19 protein-coding genes are annotated in these 18401 nt (G+C 69.2%); 6 read left to right on the forward strand and 13 right to left on the reverse strand.

Features of this window, described 5'->3' with window-relative positions:
• The first annotated feature begins 6 nt into the window (after window positions 1-6).
• Window positions 7-675 (forward strand): DNA alkylation repair protein, encoded by a 669-nt coding sequence (locus LFM09_RS14595; RefSeq protein WP_414096963.1) that lies wholly within the window; start codon window positions 7-9, stop codon window positions 673-675.
• 10 nt (window positions 676-685) lie between these two features.
• Window positions 686-1255: a GNAT family N-acetyltransferase gene (locus LFM09_RS14600; protein WP_414096964.1), complete on the forward strand. Its 570-nt coding sequence runs from the start codon at window positions 686-688 to the stop codon at window positions 1253-1255.
• Here the strand turns inward: LFM09_RS14600 and LFM09_RS14605 are convergent.
• The 7 genes from LFM09_RS14605 to pheS form a co-directional block, all read right to left on the reverse strand.
• A complete protein-coding gene (locus LFM09_RS14605) occupies window positions 1224-1721 on the reverse strand; it encodes a hypothetical protein (protein WP_414096965.1) in 498 nt (165 codons plus the stop codon). The genes LFM09_RS14600 and LFM09_RS14605 overlap by 32 nt on opposite strands.
• 281 nt (window positions 1722-2002) lie before the next feature.
• Entirely contained in the window at window positions 2003-2362 is a 360-nt protein-coding gene (locus LFM09_RS14610; RefSeq protein ID WP_414096966.1) for a hypothetical protein, read from the reverse strand.
• On the reverse strand, window positions 2359-2823 hold the full coding sequence (locus LFM09_RS14615; protein WP_414096967.1) for a hypothetical protein: 465 nt from the start codon (window positions 2821-2823) through the stop codon (window positions 2359-2361). Before LFM09_RS14615 ends, LFM09_RS14610 begins: the two co-directional genes overlap by 4 nt.
• Window positions 2820-3209: a hypothetical protein gene (locus LFM09_RS14620; protein ID WP_414096968.1), complete on the reverse strand. Its 390-nt coding sequence runs from the start codon at window positions 3207-3209 to the stop codon at window positions 2820-2822. Before LFM09_RS14620 ends, LFM09_RS14615 begins: the two co-directional genes overlap by 4 nt.
• Window positions 3210-3212: 3 nt before the next feature.
• The gene (locus LFM09_RS14625; RefSeq protein ID WP_414096969.1) at window positions 3213-3656 is read right to left on the reverse strand and encodes an LEA type 2 family protein; all 444 of its coding nucleotides are present in this window, start codon (window positions 3654-3656) and stop codon (window positions 3213-3215) included.
• 693 nt (window positions 3657-4349) lie between these two features.
• Window positions 4350-6827: a phenylalanine--tRNA ligase subunit beta gene (gene pheT / locus LFM09_RS14630; RefSeq protein WP_414096970.1), complete on the reverse strand. Its 2478-nt coding sequence runs from the start codon at window positions 6825-6827 to the stop codon at window positions 4350-4352.
• A 4-nt stretch (window positions 6828-6831) separates the two neighbouring features.
• On the reverse strand, window positions 6832-7899 hold the full coding sequence (pheS, locus tag LFM09_RS14635) for a phenylalanine--tRNA ligase subunit alpha (protein WP_414096971.1): 1068 nt from the start codon (window positions 7897-7899) through the stop codon (window positions 6832-6834).
• 215 nt (window positions 7900-8114) lie between these two features.
• Between pheS and LFM09_RS14640 the strand changes: the two genes are divergently transcribed.
• Both LFM09_RS14640 and LFM09_RS14645 read left to right on the forward strand, forming a co-directional pair.
• Window positions 8115-9866 carry an HSP90 family protein gene (locus LFM09_RS14640; protein ID WP_414096972.1) on the forward strand — a complete coding sequence of 584 codons (1752 nt, stop codon included), beginning with the start codon at window positions 8115-8117 and terminating at the stop codon, window positions 9864-9866.
• 2 nt (window positions 9867-9868) lie between these two features.
• Window positions 9869-12571 (forward strand): hypothetical protein, encoded by a 2703-nt coding sequence (locus tag LFM09_RS14645; RefSeq protein WP_414096973.1) that lies wholly within the window; start codon window positions 9869-9871, stop codon window positions 12569-12571.
• A gap of 4 nt (window positions 12572-12575) precedes the next feature.
• On the opposite strand, the gene LFM09_RS14650 is transcribed toward LFM09_RS14645, so the two are convergent.
• Both LFM09_RS14650 and LFM09_RS14655 read right to left on the reverse strand, forming a co-directional pair.
• Window positions 12576-13451, reverse strand: coding sequence for a S41 family peptidase (locus LFM09_RS14650; RefSeq protein ID WP_414096974.1), 876 nt, complete (start codon window positions 13449-13451; stop codon window positions 12576-12578).
• A gap of 42 nt (window positions 13452-13493) precedes the next feature.
• On the reverse strand, window positions 13494-14372 hold the full coding sequence (locus LFM09_RS14655; protein WP_414096975.1) for a S41 family peptidase: 879 nt from the start codon (window positions 14370-14372) through the stop codon (window positions 13494-13496).
• A 47-nt stretch (window positions 14373-14419) separates the two neighbouring features.
• Between LFM09_RS14655 and LFM09_RS14660 the strand changes: the two genes are divergently transcribed.
• On the forward strand, window positions 14420-15565 hold the full coding sequence (locus tag LFM09_RS14660; protein WP_414096976.1) for a cytochrome P450: 1146 nt from the start codon (window positions 14420-14422) through the stop codon (window positions 15563-15565).
• Here LFM09_RS14660 and LFM09_RS14665 read toward each other — a convergent pair.
• From LFM09_RS14665 to infC, 4 genes are all read right to left on the reverse strand, one after another.
• Window positions 15553-16392 (reverse strand): TrmH family RNA methyltransferase, encoded by an 840-nt coding sequence (locus LFM09_RS14665; RefSeq protein WP_414097220.1) that lies wholly within the window; start codon window positions 16390-16392, stop codon window positions 15553-15555. The genes LFM09_RS14660 and LFM09_RS14665 overlap by 13 nt on opposite strands.
• The gene (rplT, locus tag LFM09_RS14670) at window positions 16389-16778 is read right to left on the reverse strand and encodes a 50S ribosomal protein L20 (protein ID WP_414096977.1); all 390 of its coding nucleotides are present in this window, start codon (window positions 16776-16778) and stop codon (window positions 16389-16391) included. Before rplT ends, LFM09_RS14665 begins: the two co-directional genes overlap by 4 nt.
• A 74-nt stretch (window positions 16779-16852) precedes the next feature.
• Window positions 16853-17047 carry a 50S ribosomal protein L35 gene (gene rpmI / locus LFM09_RS14675; RefSeq protein ID WP_086663968.1) on the reverse strand — a complete coding sequence of 65 codons (195 nt, stop codon included), beginning with the start codon at window positions 17045-17047 and terminating at the stop codon, window positions 16853-16855.
• A gap of 49 nt (window positions 17048-17096) precedes the next feature.
• Window positions 17097-17711, reverse strand: coding sequence for a translation initiation factor IF-3 (gene infC, locus LFM09_RS14680; RefSeq protein ID WP_414096978.1), 615 nt, complete (start codon window positions 17709-17711; stop codon window positions 17097-17099).
• 285 nt (window positions 17712-17996) lie between these two features.
• Between infC and LFM09_RS14685 the strand changes: the two genes are divergently transcribed.
• Window positions 17997-18338, forward strand: coding sequence for a DUF1844 domain-containing protein (locus tag LFM09_RS14685; RefSeq protein WP_414096979.1), 342 nt, complete (start codon window positions 17997-17999; stop codon window positions 18336-18338).
• Window positions 18339-18401 lie beyond the last annotated feature (63 nt).

Here is an 18401-nt window from a genome sequence, read left to right on the forward strand (position 1 = left end):
CTTCGCGTGACTCCCAAGGACTCGTTGGTCGACGCGGTGCGGGCTGGGCTGGAGGAGCTCGCGGACTCGCGGAAGGCGCCGGAGATGCAGGCGTACATGAAGTCCGAGATGCCGTTCCTCGGCGTGCAGAAGCCGGGGCGGGTGGCGCTGCTGAAGTCGTTGCCGCGGATCGAGGACCGGGACTCGTGGCTGGAGGCCGTGCAGACGCTGTGGCGCGAGGCGACCTATCGCGAGGAGCGGTACGTGGCGCTGTCGTTGAGCGGGGATCGTCGCTTCCAGTCCGTCGACCTGCTGCCGTGGTTCGACGAGATGATCGTGACCGGCGCCTGGTGGGACTTCGTGGACGAGATCGCCTCGAAGCTGGTGGGGCCGTTGCTGCGGTCCACCCCCGAGGTCGTGCGGCCGTTGATGCTCAAGTGGTCCGTCGACTCCGACAAGTGGCGGCGGCGGACGTCGATCATCTGCCAGCTCGGGTCCAAGGGCGCGACCGACGTGGAACTGCTGACCGCGTGCATCGAGGCCAACGTGGACGACCGCGACTTCTTCCTGCGCAAGGGGATCGGGTGGGCGTTGAGGGAGTTCGCGAAGACCGAGCCGGGGTGGGTGCGGTCGTTCGTGGAGGCACGGCCGGGGCTGTCGCCGTTGTCTCGGCGGGAGGCGTTGAAACACCTCTAGTGTGGATCTCATGGAGGGCAAGCACGTTCGACTGGAACCGCTTTCGCTTTCGCACGCCGAGGAGTTGTTCGAGGTCACCCGCGACCCGGACATCTGGACCTGGTTGCTGCACAAGCAGCCCGGCAACGTTGACGAGATGCGCTCGTGGATCGCCGACGCGCTGACCGTGCCGCTGCGCGAGGCGTTCGCGCAGATCGAGACCTCGTCGGGGCGGGTCGTGGGCACGACCTCGTACTACGACGTGCGTCCGGAGCACCGCAAGCTGATCATCGGTTACACGATCGTCGGCAGCGCGTGGCACGGCACCGCGATCAACCCCGAGGCGAAGCTGCTGTTGCTCACCGAGGCGTTCGACGTGCGGGGCTGCGCGCGGGTCGCCTGGCACACCGACGGGTTGAACGTCCGGTCGCAGCGCGCGATCGAGAAGCTCGGTGCCTCGCGGGACGGCGTGCTGCGCGGCGACATGATGCGACCGGACGGGACGCTGCGCGACACCGTCGTCTACTCGATGCTGGCGGACGAATGGCCTGCTGCGCGGGAGCGACTGCTCACGCGTGTTTCGCGCGACCCGAGTAGGTGAGCGGGAAGACGAGGTCCGAACACGCCGCCGGGACGTCGTCGGAGACCTGGACCTTCATGGTGACCTCGACCGCGCCTCCGGCCGGGATCTCCACGATGTCCTTGAGCGGCACGACGCTCAGCACGCCGGCCGGGCAACCCGCGACGCGCTTCTGGGACGCGTCGAGCGGCTGACCAGGAACTGCGGACAGGCTCTCGACGATGATGTCGACGGGGTTCGGGTTGGACAGTCGCACCTTGCGCTCGCCCTCGGCACCTGGTGTGAGTTCCACGGCCGCGCCCGAGATGTCGTTGATTTCAAACGGCTTCAGCTGCTGGATGTCCGACTCGCCGCTGCTGACGGAGTACGCCATGGCCGGCAGCTGCTGCTCCGGCCAGGTCAGATGCATGGCCGCCACAACGGCCGCGCCGACCATGAGAATCGTCAACGACACGGCGATTTCAAGGCGCGGACCCAGACTACGCATGGCGCAACTCTCCAGAGTTGTTGCTCCAGGCGGTGGGTTCGCCTCTAGCTCCCCACCGGACCGGCGACCAACTCGCCCGGTGGTTCATCGCTTCGCCCCTCGGCCCCAGCGGGCCGCGTTGCCAATCTTGGAGAAGCTTCACGTACTGCGCAAGCGTCTGACGGGCGCCGATTTCCCCTTGTAATGAAGGACCTTTGGCACCTTGACAGCTACGCAGGGCTACCACCTGCTGGTTTGATCCCAAATCCCGATCTCCGGGATTCGACCGATCGAGCGAATTATCAGGAACAAATCTTCTCGGTGTAGCTGGTCGTCCAGCTGCCGACCGCGGCCTGGACTCGGACGCGGTTGAGCGAGTCGGTCACGGAGTAAGTCAGAGCTTGGGTCGTGGCGCTGTTCTTGAACTCGGCACCTGACCCGCTTCCCTGTTGCCACAATACTGTGTACATAGATGCGCCCGGCACCGGCTCCCAGTTCACGACCGTCGTGTTGCCTTTCGCGCACGACGTGATGACCAGTGGCTGGACCGTGCCCGCCTTGGCCTTGGCCTGTCCAGGTGCGGACGTCTCCCAGGCGGCTTGCGCGGCTGGTGCTGCGACGAGGCACAGCACCGCCGCTCCGGCGATCACGGGGCGTTTCATGCGCCGGTTCCGCTCGCGATCGTGACGAGGACCGGAACGTCGATCGTCGCGCCCTGGCAGGTGTTTGCCGCGTTGAGCCCCATCGACACGGTGAACGTGATGGCGGTCGGCGTGCTGTTCGCAGCCAGCTGAGTGCCGGGGAACCGTTCGGTGAACGAGACAGCGCAGGTCGCGGGCCCGTTGGGGGCGATCGACGTGACCGTGACCGGGTAGGGGTTGGGGTTCGACACGGTGACGACGGCGTTGCCGGTGCCGCCGGGGTAGAGCAGGCCGGTGGTGACCGCGCCGCCGGTCACCACCGGAGCCAGTGCGGTGCCCGCTTTGGTGGTGGCACTGCCGGTACCGGAGCTCGTCCACGCCGCGTAGGCGACACCCGAGCCGAGCGCGGCCGTCATGACCGCGAAGACGATGACGCCACGGCGGACGTACCGCCGGCGGACGAGTTCCCTGAAGCTGATCATGGCTTGATGGCCGTTCCCGAGTAGGTGAGGGGGAAAGTCAGGTTCTTGCAGGCGTCCGGGGCGGTGCGGGCCATCCGGACGGTGAGGTTCACGTCGGCGTGGGCGTTCTTGGCGACCTCGACCGGCGCCGGGAGGACGTCCACGGTCACCGCGTTCGCCGGGCATTGCGGGGAGGGCCGACCGACCTTCGTGTCGAGGCGGGTGACCTTGATGGCCTGGTTGTTGGGGTTGGTGACCCGGACCTTCCGGGTCACCGTCCCACCGGGGACCAACCCCGTCGCGGTGCCGACGTCCGCGATCGTGAACGCCTTGGCGGGGTTGTCCGCCGCGCTGGACACCGGTGACACCAGCACCAGCACGGCGAGCACGATCAGGGCGCGGCGCATGACTCAGGCAGCCGAGACGAGCGCGGCGGTCAGCGGCAGCGTGAAGGTCTGGGACTTGCAGGTGTCCGCGGCGTCGGCGTTCATCGTGGCCTGCAGCGTGTAGGTGCCGGTGCCGCCCGCGACGATCGTGCCGCTCGGATTGCTCACGGCGGCGCTGGTGACGGTGCCGGCGGCGCAACCGCTCTGGGTGAGCGCGGAGGCACCGGCGCTGATCGACGTGACGGTGACCGGGTAGCCGTTCGGGTTGTCGATCGTCACCTGGAAGCTGACGGTGTGGCCGGGGTACAGGCCGCCGGCGCCGTCGACCGGGCTGATCGTCGAGTTGACGTTCGTGGTGGAGCCGACCTGACCGGAACCGGCGCCGGTGCTCGACCACGCCGCGTAGGCGACGCCGCCGCCGACGGCCAGGACTGCGACTGCTGCGATGACTGCGGTGCGCTTGCGCATTTTTGTTCTCCTGAGGTGGTGCTCGGTGGGTACGGCACCAAGTTTGGAGAACGTTCAATCACTACACAGCGTGCACAAGACACGAGAAAAGGGACCCTCGCGGCACTGTTGTCAACCGGCATGGATCGGTTACTCGCGCACGCGGACTGGAGGTCAGGGTGTTCCTTACGCGAAAAGGCCCAAGATTCTCTTGGAATCTCAGGCCTCACTTAGTGTAACAGCTCGGACGCGCAACGAGAGGAACGAAGTATTTGTCGCTGCGTCTGTATCAGACTGCGCTCTCGCGCTTGGAATCGCAAGGAGGAGTGTGCGGCGCCACGCGAAACAAAAACGGCAGCCACGACGATAGTTACCCGTCGTGACCGCCGTCAGCGTGAAATCAGGCGCGCAAAGCTGCACCCAGGCGTTCGCCGGCAGCCGATGCGGGCCGCACCGCGAGAGATGCGTGCACTGCGAGAGACCCGCGCACCGCAAGCAGACGCCCAACGACGACGGCGGCCCCGACCGAGGTCGAAGCCGCCACCCATACGTTCGCCAGCGGCCGGAGTAGCCGCACCGCGAGAGAAGCGTGCGAGAGAGACGCCGACTGCAAGAGAGCCACGGACCACGAGAGAGCCGCGCGACCGCAATCAGACGCCCAACGACGACGGCGGCCCCGACCGAAGTCGAAGCCGCCGCCGTTGAGGAAGAAGCTCAGGCGCGCAGAACGGCACCCAGACGTTCGCCGGCAGCCGCAACAGCCGTGTCGCGGGCCGCGGTCGCCTCCTCCACCGTCAACGTCCGGTCCGGCGCGCGGAACCGCAGGGAGTACGCGAGCGACTTCTTGCCCTCGCCCACCTGCTCCCCGGTGTAGACGTCGAACAGGCGGATGTCCTCCAGCAGGTCACCGGCCGAAGCACCCAGCACCTCGGACACCGACTGCACCGGCACGGACGCGTCCACGACCAGCGCGACGTCCAGCAGCACGGGCGGGTACGGCGACACCGTCGGGGCCGGGCGGTGGTCGTCCAGCGGCAGGGCGTCGAGGTCGAGCTCGAACGCCACGGTCCGCTTGGGCAGGCCCAGCGCCTCGATCACCTTCGGGTGCAGCTCGCCGGCGTGGCCGACGGGCCAGTCGCCCACGCGCAGCTCGGCGCAGCGGCCGGGGTGCCACGGGAGGAGGTCCGACGCCACGACGCGCAACGTCACGCCGTAAGCCTCACCGACGCGGCGGGCGGCCTCGACGGCGTCCGCCCAGTCGGCGATGCGGCCCTTGCCCCACCAACCGGCGAGCTCGCGGTGGCCGACCAGCACACCGGCCACGTGCAGCGGCTGCTGCGGCAGGGCGGCGAGCATCGAGGCGACTTCGGCTTCCGACGGACGGTGGGCAACGCCCAGCGACGGCACCGGAACCTGTTGCGCGCGCGGCAAAGTCACCTGCGCGATGTTGTAAAGGGCAACGTCCTTGGCGCCACGGGCCAGGTTGCGCTGCAGCGTCTCCAGCAGGCCGGGCAGCAGCGTGGTGGCGAGGACGTTCTTGTCCGCCTCCAACGGGTTCAGCACGCCGACCGTGTTGCGCCGGACGTCATCCGGACCCAGACCGAACGCGTCGAACACCGACGGGTCGATGAACGGGAAGGGCTTCACCTCGATGAAGCCGTCCTCCGCCAGCGTCCGCCACACGGTGCGGCGGCGGCGCTGCTGCTCGGTCAGGCCGCGGCCGGCGGGGGCGGGCGGCAGGACGGAGGGAATCGTGTCGTAGCCCTCCAGCCGCAGCACCTCCTCCACCAGGTCAGCGGGCTGCACGAGGTCCGCACGCCACGTCGGCGGCACCGCGGTGACGATCGTCTGGCCGTCGTCCGAGGTGGTCACGGAGACCTGGCAGCCGATCTGGCCGAGGCGGCGGGCCGTGACGCCGCGGGCGTAGCGGACGCCGGCCACGCGGTCCGGCAGGTCGATCGGCATCGACACCGGCTCCGGCAGCGTCGGGACGCCCACGTCGGTGCGGCCGGGCTTGATGGAGCCCTCGGCGTAGTGGTTCAGGAGCTTCGCAGCCCTCTCCAACGCCACCGGCGCCAACGCGGGGTCCACCGTGCGTTCGAAGCGCTTCGCGGCCTCGGACGGCAGCTTGTGCCGGCGGACCGTGCGCGCGATGGACGCCGGGTCCCAGTTCGCGGCCTCCAGCAGGATGTCCGACGACTCGTCGCGGACCTCGGTCGAGGCACCGCCCATGACGCCGGCCAGCGAGATCACGCCGGAGTCGTCGGCGATCACGATGTCGTCCGGGTCAAGCGCGCGAACCGCGTCGTCGAGCGTCGTCAGCTTCTCACCGGCGACAGCACGGCGAACGGTCAGCGCACCCGACAGAGCGGCGGCGTCGAACGCGTGCAGCGGCTGGCCGAGCTCGAGCATCACGTAGTTCGTGACGTCGACCGGCAGCGAGATGGAGCGCATGCCGGCGAGCATCAGGCGGCGGCGCATCCACCACGGCGTGGGCGTCGTCGGGTCGACACCGGTGACCCGGCGCGCGACGAACCGCGAGCAGCCGGTGCGGTCCTCGATGTGGACCGGCCACGCCTCGCCCTCGGGCTCGGGGATCTCCACGACGCCGGGGTCGCCGAACGGCACCTCCAGCGCGCAGGCGATCTCACGGGCCAGGCCGCGGACCGAGAACGCGTAGCCGCGGTCCGGGGTCGGCGCGAGCTCCAGGACGGTGTCGTTGAGACCGAGCAGCTCCAGCGCGTCGTCGCCCGGCTGCGCGGTGCCGGTGGGCAGCACGAGGATGCCGGAGTGGTCGTCGCCGATGCCGAGCTCGTCGGCGGCGCAGATCATGCCCTGCGACACGCGGCCGTACGTCTTGCGCTCGGAGATCGTGAAGCCACCCGGCAGGACGGCACCGGGCAGCGCGATGACGACCGAGTCGCCCTCGACGAAGTTCGTGGCGCCGCAGATGATGTTGTTGACCTGCTCGGGGCCGACCTCGACCTGGCAGTAGCGGATCGGCTTCTTGAACTCGGTGAGCTCCTCGATCGCGACGACGCGACCGGCGACGATCGGGCCGGTCACGGGACCGAGCGGGCTCACCTCCTCGACCTCGATGCCGATGCGGGTGAACGCCTCGGCGAGCTCGTCGGGCGTGGGGACTTCGTCGAAACCGAGGTGTTCGACCAGCCAGCTGACCGGAATGCGCACCGGATCAGGCCTCCGTTCCGAATGGCCGGGTGAAGCGGACGTCGCCCTCGACCATGTCGCGCATGTCGGGCAAGCCGTTGCGGAACTGCAGCGTGCGCTCGAGGCCCATGCCGAACGCGAAGCCGGAGTAGACGTCCGGGTCCACGCCGGTGGCGCGCAGGACGTTGGGGTTGACCATGCCGCAGCCGCCCCACTCGACCCAGCCGGCGCCGCCCTTCTTCTCCGGGAACCACACGTCGACCTCGGCCGACGGCTCGGTGAAGGGGAAGAACGACGGGCGCAGGCGGGTCTTGGAGTCCTCGCCGAACATGGCGCGCGCGAAGGCGTCCAGGGTGCCCTTGAGGTGGCCCATGGTCAGGCCCTTGTCGACCGCGAGGCCCTCGACCTGGTGGAACACCGGGGTGTGGGTCGCGTCGAGCTCGTCGGTGCGGAACGTGCGGCCGGGGCACACGACGTACACCGGCAGTTCGCGGTCCAGCAGCGTGCGGGCCTGCACGGGCGAGGTGTGCGTGCGCAGCACCAGCGCGGAGTCGGCGGGCGCGATGTAGAACGTGTCCTGCATCGACCGGGCCGGGTGGTCCTTGCCGAAGTTCAACGCGTCGAAGTTGAACCACTCGGTCTCGAGCTCGGGGCCTTCGGCGATCTCGTAGCCCATGGCCACGAAGACGTCACCGATGCGCTCGGCGAGCGTCGTGATGGGGTGACGCGCGCCGCGCGGGAAGCGGTCCCAGGGCAGCGTGACGTCGACGGACTCCTCGCGCAGCACCCGCTCGTCGCGTTCGACCTGGAGCACGGCGTGGCGCTCCTCGAACGCGGTCTTGATCGCGGACTGCGCCTCGTTCACCCGCTTGCCGGCCTCGGCCTTCGCCTTGGGCGGCAGTGCACCGATCTCGCGGCGGGCCAGCAGCACGGGCGACCGGTCACCGAGGTGGCCCGGCTTGACCGCCGCCAGGGCCTCCAGGTCGGCAGCTCCGGCGAACGCCTCGCGCGCCTTCTGCACAGCTGCGTCGAGGTGCTCGGCCGACAGCGCCGCGACCTGCTTCGGGTCGTACGGGTCGTTGGCTCCGGACATGGTTGGTGGACAGCTCCCGTCGCGGACATCAGGTAATCAACAGGCCGATCCTAGTGGGTGCGCTCTTGACCGTTCGCGCCCGTTCCGTTACCGGCCCCTTGCGGCACGGTCGCGACCGTGCCGGTGATCGACCAGGGCCGGGACGAAGAGCGTCCCGGCGATCGCCCATAAAGAGCGGCACCGGCCCCTCGTCCGTCCCTAGGATGGGCGGCATCATGTCGCACACCTTCCGCGTCGACCTGCGCGGCATCATCGACCTGCTCAGCCACCACCTCTACAGCAGCCCGCGCGTCTACGTCCGCGAGCTGCTGCAGAACGCCGTCGACGCGATCACGGCACGGCGCGAGCTCGACCCGTCCTGCCCCGCCGAGGTGACGATCACCTGCGGGCCGGAGCTCACCATCACCGACACCGGCGTGGGCCTCACCGAGACCGAGGTGCACGAGCTGCTGTCGACGCTCGGGCGCACGTCCAAGCGCGACGACCTGGGGTTCGCCCGCGAAGGGTTCCTCGGCCAGTTCGGCGTCGGCATGCTGTCGTGCTTCCTCGTCGCTTCTTCAGTGACGGTCGTCACTCGATCCGCGCGCGGCGGGTCGGCGGTGCGATGGGAGGCGGATTCCTCAGGCAACTACACCGTGTCCGTTGTGGACGGTGACGTACCGGTCGGTACGACCGTGGCGCTGAAGGCCTCCCGCGGCAACGAGCACTGGGTGGAAGCCGACACCGTGCGACCGCTGGTGAGCGACTACGGCGATCTGCTGCCCGCGGTCGTGACCGTCGACGAGGAGGTCGTGACCCGCGGCGAACGGCCGTGGGACGACGAGGACGCCGACCTTTCCGAGTACTGCGAGCAGATCTTCGGCTTCACGCCGTTCGAGGCGATCCCGATCGAGGTCGAGGCGGCCGGGCTGACCGGTGTCGCGTTCGTGCTGCCGTCCGGGGTGCATCCCGGCACGCGCCAGACGCACCGGGTCTACCTGAAGCGGATGCTGGTCGGTGACAACGTTGAAGGCCTGCTGCCGGACTGGGCGTACTTCGTGCGGTGCGTGGTCGACGCCTCTGCGATCCGGCCGACGGCCTCGCGCGAGTCGCTGTACCAGGACGAGATGCTGCTGGCGGTGCGCGAGGAGCTGGGCGAGCAGATCCGCGACTGGCTGATCCGGCTGGACGCCATCGAACCGCGGCGCGCCGGTGAGCTGCTGGCGGCGCACCACCTCGGGATCAAGTCGCTGGCGCGGTCGGACGACGAGATGCTGCGGCTGGTCGAGCGGTGGCTGCCGTTCGAGACCACCGAGGGCGCGATCCCGTTGCGGCAGTTCAAGCGCAAGCACGGCGCGATCCTCTACATCCCGGACGTCGACGAGTTCCACCAGCTCGCGCCGGTCGCGGCCGCGCAGGGGCTGGGGCTCGTGAACGCCGGCTACGCCTACGACATGGAGCTGCTGAACCGGCTGAGCGCGCTGGACGGCCCGGCCGTCGCCCGCCGGGTGGCGCCTTCCGAGCTGCTGGCGGCGCTGGCCGATCCGGAACCGGACATCGAGACGGCGCTGCGGCTGCGCTTGTCCGAAGGTGCGGCGGCGCTGGACCGGCACGACTGCGACGCGGTGATCCGCGACTTCGACCCGGTCTCGTTGCCCGCCTTGCTGATCAGCAACGCCGAGCAGCAGCGCAAGCTCGACACCGAGCAGACCGCGGAGGAGGTGACGGATCCGTTGTGGGCGGAGCTGCTGGGGCAGCTGACCGCCGACTCGGGTTCGGCCCGGCCGGAGCAGCTGGTGTTGAACTGCCGCAACCCGCTCGTGCAGCGGCTGGCCAGGTTGAACGACCCGGCGCTGGTCGAGTTGACGCTGGAATCTCTTTACGTGCACGCCGTTCTGCAGGCGCGGCGGGCGATGCGACCGAAGGACACGGCGGCGCTGAACCGCTCGTTCCTGGAACTGCTGGACCGCGCTGTTGGGGGTAAGTGAGCATGGCGGACTTCACGACCGAGGACGCCGAAAGAGCGTTTCTCGAGGCGTACCACATGCCGACGGGCATGCCGAAGCACGAGGCGATGGAACGGGTCGCGCGCATGTCCGACGCGCTCGGGCACCTGCCGCTCGGGGTGTCGTGCCGGATCGCGTTGATCGACTCGGCGTACTACCTGGCGCGCTACGACCTGATGCTGGCGCCGTTCGCGTGGGTGCGGGCCGCGGAGGAGAAGGACCCCGAGGCGTTCAACGACTACGAGCGCCACTCGCTGAACTGGTCGCACAAGTGGATCGCGACCGGGCTGCGCCGGGACCCGCGGTTCTCGCTGGACCAGCTGAAGGCGGTGATCGGGCAGCTCGCGGACCGCTACGGGCGGCTCGGGTTCTCGGTCCAGCCGGTGCACGGCGCCCGCGCCGAGTTCGCGTACCACGTCGGTGACATGACGGGCCTGGCCGAGCACCTCGGCAAGTATCTGGCGACCGAGCGCGGGCCGATGGCCGACTGCGAGGCCTGCGTCGTCGAGGAGCAGGTCTGGATGCTGGCGCGGCTGGGCCGGTTCCAGGAGGCCGCCGCACACGGCTGGGAAGGCTTGTCCGGCAACACGAACTGCTCCACGCAGCCGCAGGGGATCCTGAGCGCGCTGCTGTGGCCGTTGTTGGAGATCGGTGACGTGGAACGGGCGGCGCACGCCCACCTGACCGCGTACCGGTTGATCAAGGACGACGAGATCACCTCGTACGTGCACGAACACATCCGGTTCTGCGCGCTGACCGGCAACGTCGCCCGCGGCGAGGACATCCTGCGCCGGTCGCTGCACAAGCTGACCTCGGCCCAGCTGCCCGCCGACGAGATGTCGTTCGCGGAGTGCGCTTCCGTGCTGCTGCAACGGATTCCGGCCGACACGGTGTTCGAGATCCCGCTGGGCGGCTCGCTGACCGCCGCCGAGCTGCTCGACCGGCTGTCGACGCGGGCGATCGAGCTGGCCAGGGCGTTCGACACGCGCAACGGCACCTCGGCGTGGGTCGAACGGGTCTCGCGAGCGTTGGAGCAGGCCGACTACGCGCCGGTGCCGCTGGCGATCCCCGCCGCGCCGGCGCCGGTCGTGGCCGAGGAGTCCGTCGTGTTCGGCGATCCGGTGGAGATCGCCGAGGCGATGGTGACGCTGTACGAGCAGGGCGACTTCGTGAAGGCGCGGCGGATGCTCGACTCGCTGCCCGCGGACATGGACTCGTTGCTGCCGCCCGATCTCGCCGCGCACGCGGGGATCCGCCGGATGACCAACGGGCTGGCGCCGTTCGACCCCGAGGCGTTCGAGGCTCTGCTCACCGCGCTGCCCACCGATCTCGCCCTGCGCTACCAGGCGCGGCTGGCGGTCGGTCTCGAAGGCGGCAGGGAGCTGGCCGAACGCTGCCTCGCCGAGGCCGAGACGGACTACACGCGCACGATCGCCGCGCTGACCCTCGCCGAGCTGCTGGACAACGAGCACGCGCACGAGCAGGCGTCCGAGATGCTCGCACTGGCGTCCTCTTTGGACGTTCCGGAGCTGCGCGGCCGCGTCCTGGTCGAGACGGCGGAGCACAAGGCGCGGCAACAGGACCTGGACGCCGCGTACGCCGACATCGTGGAGGTCATGGCGGGCGAGCTGCCGCCGAACGCCCGGTTCGAGGGCTTCCGGCTGAAGGTGCGGCTGGAGTCGATCACGGGCCGGACCGCGGAGGCGCTGGCGACGGCGCGGGCGTTCGTGGCGGCGTTCCCGCTGCCCGAGGGCGCCGAGGCGCGCTGGTACCAGGTCGCCGCGATCCAGGAACTGGACCAGGAGGGGGCGTGCCTGGCCGAGCTGCGGGAGGCGGTGGCGATCTCGCGCGTGCACCTCTCCCCCGGCCACACCGCGCACTTCTGCTTCGCGTTGAGCGGCGGTTACCTGCAGACGGACCGGTTCGTCGAGGCCGCCGAGGTGCTCGAGGAGTCGTTGCGGCTGCTGCAGGAAGGTCAGGACGACCTGCGCCTGCAGGTGGTGTTCCGGCTGGGCCAGGTGTGCCGCAAGCTGGGCGAGCTCCCGGCGGCCGAACGTCACCTGCGCGAGGCCTCCGAACTGCTGCCGCAGGAGGAGGTCGGGCGCAGGGCGTTCCTGCTGGACGCGCTCGCCTCGGTGCAGGGCCGGATGGACAAGCACGACGAGGCGACCGCGTCCTGGCGCGCGGCGGCCGTGTTGTGGCAGCAGGAGGGCAACGTCTCGGAGGCGGTCGGCTCGCTGGTCGAGCTGGCCTCCAACCTGCCGGAGGACGAGGTCACCGAGACCCGCGCGGCCGTCGACGAGGCAGAGGCACTGCTGTCCTCTTTGGACGATCCGGCCGAGGCCGCCCGCAGGCAGGCGGAGATCGTGGCGATCCGCGCCTGGGTGCACGGCCAGGCCGGCGAGTTCTCGCTGGCGATGAAGCACTACCGCGACGCCGAGGCCCTGGTGGTGGGGCTGCAGGACGAGAGCTGGCGGGTGTTCATCGTGCTGCGCGCGGCGAACGTGCTGCTCAACGCCGACGACCCCGAGGGCGCCGAGGCCGAGGCGCGCCGGGCGGCATCGCTGCTGCCCGACGACACCCAGGCCGGGAACGTCCTGTCGATGCTCTCGGAGGCGTTGCGGCGTCAGAACAAGCCGGCGGGCACGGACCCCCTGGTCCGGGAGTTGACGGCCCGCCTGGACTGATCGGTCAGGCTTCCAGCGCCTTCTTGTACGCGACGTCGAAGGCCTCGTCCGCGGGCACGGCGATGTGCGGGACGACGCCGACGCCCTCCCAGTTGGTGCCGGAGATCGGGTTGGTCAGACGGCCGTTGGGGACCGACGACTTGAGGTGCGGTCCCACGCGGTAGCGGTCGCCGGGGTGCGCGCCGCCGCCCGTCGTCTCGCCGATGAGGGTGGCGCGCCCGTTCTGCTGCAGGTTGTAGCTGAGCTCCTCGGCGCCGGAGAACGTGCGGCCGTTGGTGAGGACGTAGATCGGCTTCGTGCCGCCGAACTTCGGCCCTGGGACGTGCGGCAGCGTCCAGAACTGCTGGGTGGTGTCCTCGGGGCGGTTGTAGATGTCGGTGAGGTGCGTGGGCTCGTCGAAGAGATAGCTGCAGATCAACGCGACCGTGTTCGGGTCGCCGCCGCCGTTGTCACGCAGGTCGATGATCAACGCCTTGGTGTGCGCGAGCAGCGTCATGGCGGCGGTGATAGCGGGTGTGGCGATGTCGGCGTCGTGCAGCAGGCGGAGCTTGAGCAGGCCGATGTTGCCTTCGAGGCGCTCGATCTTCGTGATGCCGAAGGCGTCCTGCTCGGCTTCCTTCTGGTAGGCCACCGGGTCCCAGGCCACGTGGCCGGTCTCCGGGACCTCCGCCTCGCTGTGGACGAGGCGGAGGTGCTTGTCGCCGTTGACGCTCTGCAGGTCGGCGGTGACCCGGGCAGCGAACTCTTCGTCGTCGGTGCCTTCGTACGCACCCTCAGCCAGACGGGTGCGCAGGACGGACGCGATCTCGTTGGCCGCGTCAGGGAAGACGTAGTAGGCGGCTAGCTGGGAGCAGAGGAGTTCGATCTCGGCTTCGCGCACCCGGCCCACGATACGAGGCCCACGCTCCACTTCGGGTCGAAATCAGGCTTCCAGCGCCTTCTTGTAGGCGATGTCGAAGGCCTCGTCGGCGGGCACGGCGATGTGCGGGACCACGCCGACGCCCTCCCAGTTGGTGCCCGAGATCGGGTTGATCGCGCGGCCGTTGGGGACGGCCGACTTGAGGTGCGGGCCGACGCGGTAGCGGTCGCCGGGGTGGGCGCCGCCCCTGGTCGTCTCGCCGATCAGCGTCGCGCGCTCGAGCTGCTGGAGGTTGTAGCTCAGCTCCTCAGCACCGGAGAACGTGCGGCTGCTGGTGAGGACGTAGATCGGCTTCTTGCCGCCGAACTTCGGGCCCGGCACGTGCGGCAGGGTCCAGAACTGCCGGGTGGAGTCTTCCGGGCGGTTGTAGATGTCGTTGAGGTGCGTGGGTTCGTCGAACAGGTAGCTGCAGATCAACGCCACCGTGTTCGGGTCGCCGCCGACGTTGTTGCGCAGGTCGATGATCAACGCTTCGGTGTGTGCGATCAGGGTCATGGCCGCGGTGACGGCCGGCGTGGCGATCTCGGCGTCGTGCAGCAGGCGGAGCTCCAGCAGGCCGATGTTGCCCTTCAGGCGTTCGATCTTGGTGATGCCGAAGGCGTCCTCTTCCGCTTCCTTCTTGTAGGCCACCGGGTCCCAGGCGGATTCCTCGCCGGTCTCCTTGACCTCCTCGGCGCTGTAGAGCAGGCGGAGGTGCTTGTCGCCGTTGACACTCTGCAGGTCGGCGGTGACCCGTGCCGCGAACTCTTCGTCGTCGGCGACTTCGTACGCGCCTTCAGACTGGCGGGTGCGCAGGACGGTCGCGATCTCGTTGGCGGTGTCCGGGAAGACGTAGTAGGCAGCGAGCTGGGAGCACAGGAGTTCGATCTCGGGTTCACGCACCGGCACACGATACGAGACGCTGAGCGAACCGCGAGCGGATTTTCGGCGTGGTTGCTGGTGTGCATCCCGACTGGCAGTTCGACCACATCGACCCGTTGCTGGCCAACCCGTTGAACGAGGTGCTGGCCGATCTGCGCGCGCAGTGCCCTGTCGTGCATTCCACCAGGCACGGAGGGTTCACGGCCACGCTCACCTACGACTCGATCAAGCAGATTCTGGGCGACCACAGCACTTACAGCTCGACGGACGGCATCGCCATCCCCCGGCTCACGATGACCGGCAAGCCTCCGGTCGACTTCGACCCACCGCTGCACACCATGTACCGCAAGATCCTGCAGCGACACTTCACCCGCACGGCCGTGGCGCGGTACGACGACACGTTGCGGACGTTGGTCCGGCATCGGATCAAGGAGCTGCACGGCTCGGTCGACCTGGTGCCGTCGCTCGCGCACTACCTGCCGCCGGCCGCGATCGCGTTGATCCTCGGCATGCCGCCCGAGGACGGGTCGCGGTTCCTGGGGTGGCTCGATCGGCTGTTCCTGGCGGCCCGCACCGGTGATCGCGAGGCGGGCGACCGGGCGTTGGAAGAGTTCAAGGGCTACATCGCCGATCAGCTCGCACGGCAGCGGGCCGCGGGCGCCGACACGGTGGCGCTGGCGATCGCGGACGGGACCGTGGACGGGCGGCCGCTCTCGTCCGAGGAGCAGATCGGGATGTTCGTGTTCCTGATCATCGCCGGGCACGAGACGACCGTGCACGGGCTCAGCGCGATGCTCTACTTCCTGCCGACCGTGGCCGGATTGCGTTCGCGGCTCGTCGCGGAACCCGCGCTGATCCCGCGGATGGTCGACGAGTGCCTGCGCATCGAGGCGCCGGTGGTGGGGATCGCGCGGACCCGCGTGCCCGACGGTCGCCGCATCCTGGCCGTGCTCAACGCGGCCAACCACGACCCGGCGGTGTTCGACCGGCCGACCGAGTTCGACTGCTCGCGCGAACGGAACCCGCACCTCGCGTTCGGGTACGGCGTGCACCGGTGCGTGGGCGAGCACCTCGCGCTGCTGGAGATGCGGATCGTCGCCGAGGAGGTGCTGAGCCTGTTGCCGGACTACGGGTTCGCCGCCGACTTCCGTCCACAGTGGAGCGGCGGGAAGATGACCCGCGGCATCGAGTCACTTCCCGTTCAGCTGCGCTGATCCCTGGCCGAGGCGTAGAGGCAGACCGCGGCGGCCGTCGCGAGGTTGAGGCTCTCGGCGGCGCCGTACAGGGGCACCTTCAGCGACGTGTCCAGGGACGCGACGACGTCGTCGGGCAACCCGTGGGCCTCGCTGCCGAACACCCACGCCGTGGGCTGCTTCAGCTCGCCCTTGGCCGAGGCTTCGACGAGATCCTGTTTCGCGTAGCCGTCAGCGGCGACGAGCCGGAGACCGGCGGTGCGGCAGGCGGCGAAAACCTCTGCGGCGTCACGGGAACGGGCGATCGGCAGGTGGAACAGCGAACCCGTCGAGGCACGCACGCATTTGCCGTTGTGCGGGTCGACCGTGTCGCTCGCGAAGATCACCGCGTCTGCCCCGGCAGCGTCCGCCACGCGCGTGACGGTGCCCGCGTTGCCGGGGTCGCTCACGCCGTAGAGCACGGCGACCAGGCGTGGGGTGCCCTGGAGAGCCGTGTCGAGAGGCTGCGGGACCGCGTCGCACACCGCGATGAGGCCTTGGGGCGTCACGGTTTCCGACAGGGAGTCGGCTGCCTTGTCGGTGACCTCGCTGATCCGGATGCCCGCGTTCGAGGCTTCCTGGAGCAGCTCGGGGTTGCGTTCGGCCGCCGTCTCGGTCACGAAGAGTTCGTGGACCTGACCGCCCTGCCAGGCGAGTGCTTCGCGCACGGCCTGAGCGCCCTCTACGAGGAAGCGGCCGGCCTTGTCACGGCCCTGGCGGCGGGTGAGGTGGCGAGCAGCAACGACCCGAGGTGTCCGTTCGGTGAACGGAGCTGCCTCGGGTCGTTGTCCTCGAGCGTGCTGGCTCAGGCCTTGTCCCCGGCCGGAGCGTTCACGTCGGTCGGGAGAGCGCCGCGGGCGATCTCGACCAGCGCCGTGAAGGCGGTGGCGTCGGTGACGGCGAGGTCCGCGAGGATCTTGCGGTCGACCTCGACGCCACCCAGGCGCAGGCCCTGGATGAGGCGGTTGTAGGTCATGCCGTTCGCGCGGGCAGCAGCGTTGATCCGCTGGATCCACAGCTTGCGGAAGTCGCCCTTGCGCGCACGCCGGTCGCGGTACGCGTAGTTGAGCGAGTGGAGCACCTGCTCCTTGGCCTTGCGGTACAGCCTCGAGCGCTGGCCGCGGTAGCCGCTGGCGAGCTCAAGGGTGGTACGGCGCTTCTTCTGGGCGTTCACAGCCCGCTTGACGCGTGCCACGGGTCCATCCTGTCGATCTCATGGGAGGCGGGGTCGGGGCCCGTCTCCGAGTTAGCTAGGGGATTCGAAGCGGGTCAGAGACCGAGCAGCTTCTTGATGCGCGGGGCGTCGTTCTCCGACACGACCGCGGTGCCGCTCATGCGACGCGTCACCTTGCTGGACTTCTTCTCCAGGATGTGGCGCTTGCCGGCCTTCTCCCGGAGGATCTTGCCGCTGCCGGTGACCTTGAACCGCTTCGAGGTCCCGCTGTGCGTCTTGTTCTTCGGCATTTCCGTCCTCGTCTCGTGCTACCCACCGGGTCGGGGGCGGCCATGCGTCCTATTCGGCGGGCTCGGCGGCGGCGTCGGTGTCGACCTCGCCGTCCTGGTCCTGCTTGACCGGACGCGCCTTGATGTTCTTGTGCGGCGCCAACACCATGATCATGTTGCGGCCGTCCTGCTTCGGGTTGGACTCGACGAAGCCCAGCTCCGCGACGTCCTCCGCCAGCTTCTGCAGCAACCGGTAACCGAGCTCGGGGCGCGACTGCTCGCGACCGCGGAACATGATGGTCACCTTGACCTTGTTCCCGTGCGAGAGGAAGCGGGCCACGTGGCCCTTCTTCGTCTGGTAGTCGTGCGGGTCGATCTTCGGCCGGAGCTTCTGCTCCTTGATGACGGTCAGCTGCTGGTTCCGGCGAGATTCACGAGCCTTCTGAGCGGTCTCGTACTTGAACTTGCCGTAGTCCATGAGCTTGCAGACCGGAGGTCGAGCCTGCGCGGCGACCTCGACGAGGTCCAGATCCGCTTCCTGCGCGAGTCGGAGTGCGTCCTCGATGCGAACGATCCCGACCTGCTCGCCGTTCGGTCCGACCAGACGGACCTCGGGCACGCGGATGCGGTCGTTGATGCGCGGCTCGGTGCTCGCGGGAGCACCTCGGTTCGAGGGACTTGTCATTCACGTCCTTTGCGACTCGTTTGCGCCAAAAACAAGAGCCCCGTCGTCAAAGACGACAGGGCCCGCTTCCGACCGATCGCAAACCTGTAACCTGGGACACCCTGTGTCCTGGCGGTTCAGGAGGACCGGACCCGGCCACCTCAAGAAGCGGTGAACGCGGGTGGGAGCGGGGCTCCACTTGCCGCTCTCGCATCAACGAGAGCTGGTCGCGTCCGAAATACTAGCAGACGCGGTTGTCAACACCCGAATCGAGGCCGTGTGACCTCCGCTTGCTTGAATGTCGGGGTGACCGAGCCTCTAGAAGACAGCATCCGTGACCTCGGGGACGTCCCCAGCATCGAGGTGATCAGCCGGGCGGCCGTGATGCTGCTGTCCGCCGCCGCGGAACGCCTCGGGCTCGCGGACCCGGACCCCGACAACTCCCCGCGCCGCGACCTCGACGAGGCCCGCCGCCTGATCACCGCCCTGGCCGGCCTGATCACCGCGTCGGGCGAGTACCTCGGGCCACACGCCGCCCCGCTGAAAGACGGTCTGCAGTCGGTGCAGCGCGCGTTCCGCGAGGCCTCAGTCGTGCCCGACGAGCCCGGTCAGGGCCCCGGCGAGAAGTTCACCGGCCCCGTCTACTGACCCGCCCGCACGACCGCCGCTCCAAAGTCACGCGGGGTTCCGCGTTTCCTCTCCTTCAGGCGC

Source organism: Lentzea alba (assembly GCF_047445655.1).
GTDB lineage: Bacteria > Actinomycetota > Actinomycetes > Mycobacteriales > Pseudonocardiaceae > Lentzea > Lentzea alba_A.

Excerpts from the sequence above, each read along its gene's own strand:
- LFM09_RS14640 (WP_414096972.1), top strand. The coding sequence starts at position 8,115 with ATGTCGCACACCTTCCGCGTCGACCTGCGCGGCATCATCGACCTGCTC.
- LFM09_RS14620 (WP_414096968.1), bottom strand. The coding sequence starts at position 3,209 with ATGCGCCGCGCCCTGATCGTGCTCGCCGTGCTGGTGCTGGTGTCACCG.
- LFM09_RS14605 (WP_414096965.1), bottom strand. The coding sequence starts at position 1,721 with ATGCGTAGTCTGGGTCCGCGCCTTGAAATCGCCGTGTCGTTGACGATT.
- LFM09_RS14625 (WP_414096969.1), bottom strand. The coding sequence starts at position 3,656 with ATGCGCAAGCGCACCGCAGTCATCGCAGCAGTCGCAGTCCTGGCCGTC.
- infC (WP_414096978.1), bottom strand. The coding sequence starts at position 17,711 with ATGACAAGTCCCTCGAACCGAGGTGCTCCCGCGAGCACCGAGCCGCGC.
- LFM09_RS14600 (WP_414096964.1), top strand. The coding sequence starts at position 686 with ATGGAGGGCAAGCACGTTCGACTGGAACCGCTTTCGCTTTCGCACGCC.
- pheS (WP_414096971.1), bottom strand. The coding sequence starts at position 7,899 with ATGTCCGGAGCCAACGACCCGTACGACCCGAAGCAGGTCGCGGCGCTG.
- LFM09_RS14610 (WP_414096966.1), bottom strand. The coding sequence starts at position 2,362 with ATGAAACGCCCCGTGATCGCCGGAGCGGCGGTGCTGTGCCTCGTCGCA.
- rpmI (WP_086663968.1), bottom strand. The coding sequence starts at position 17,047 with ATGCCGAAGAACAAGACGCACAGCGGGACCTCGAAGCGGTTCAAGGTC.
- LFM09_RS14645 (WP_414096973.1), top strand. The coding sequence starts at position 9,869 with ATGGCGGACTTCACGACCGAGGACGCCGAAAGAGCGTTTCTCGAGGCG.
- LFM09_RS14615 (WP_414096967.1), bottom strand. The coding sequence starts at position 2,823 with ATGATCAGCTTCAGGGAACTCGTCCGCCGGCGGTACGTCCGCCGTGGC.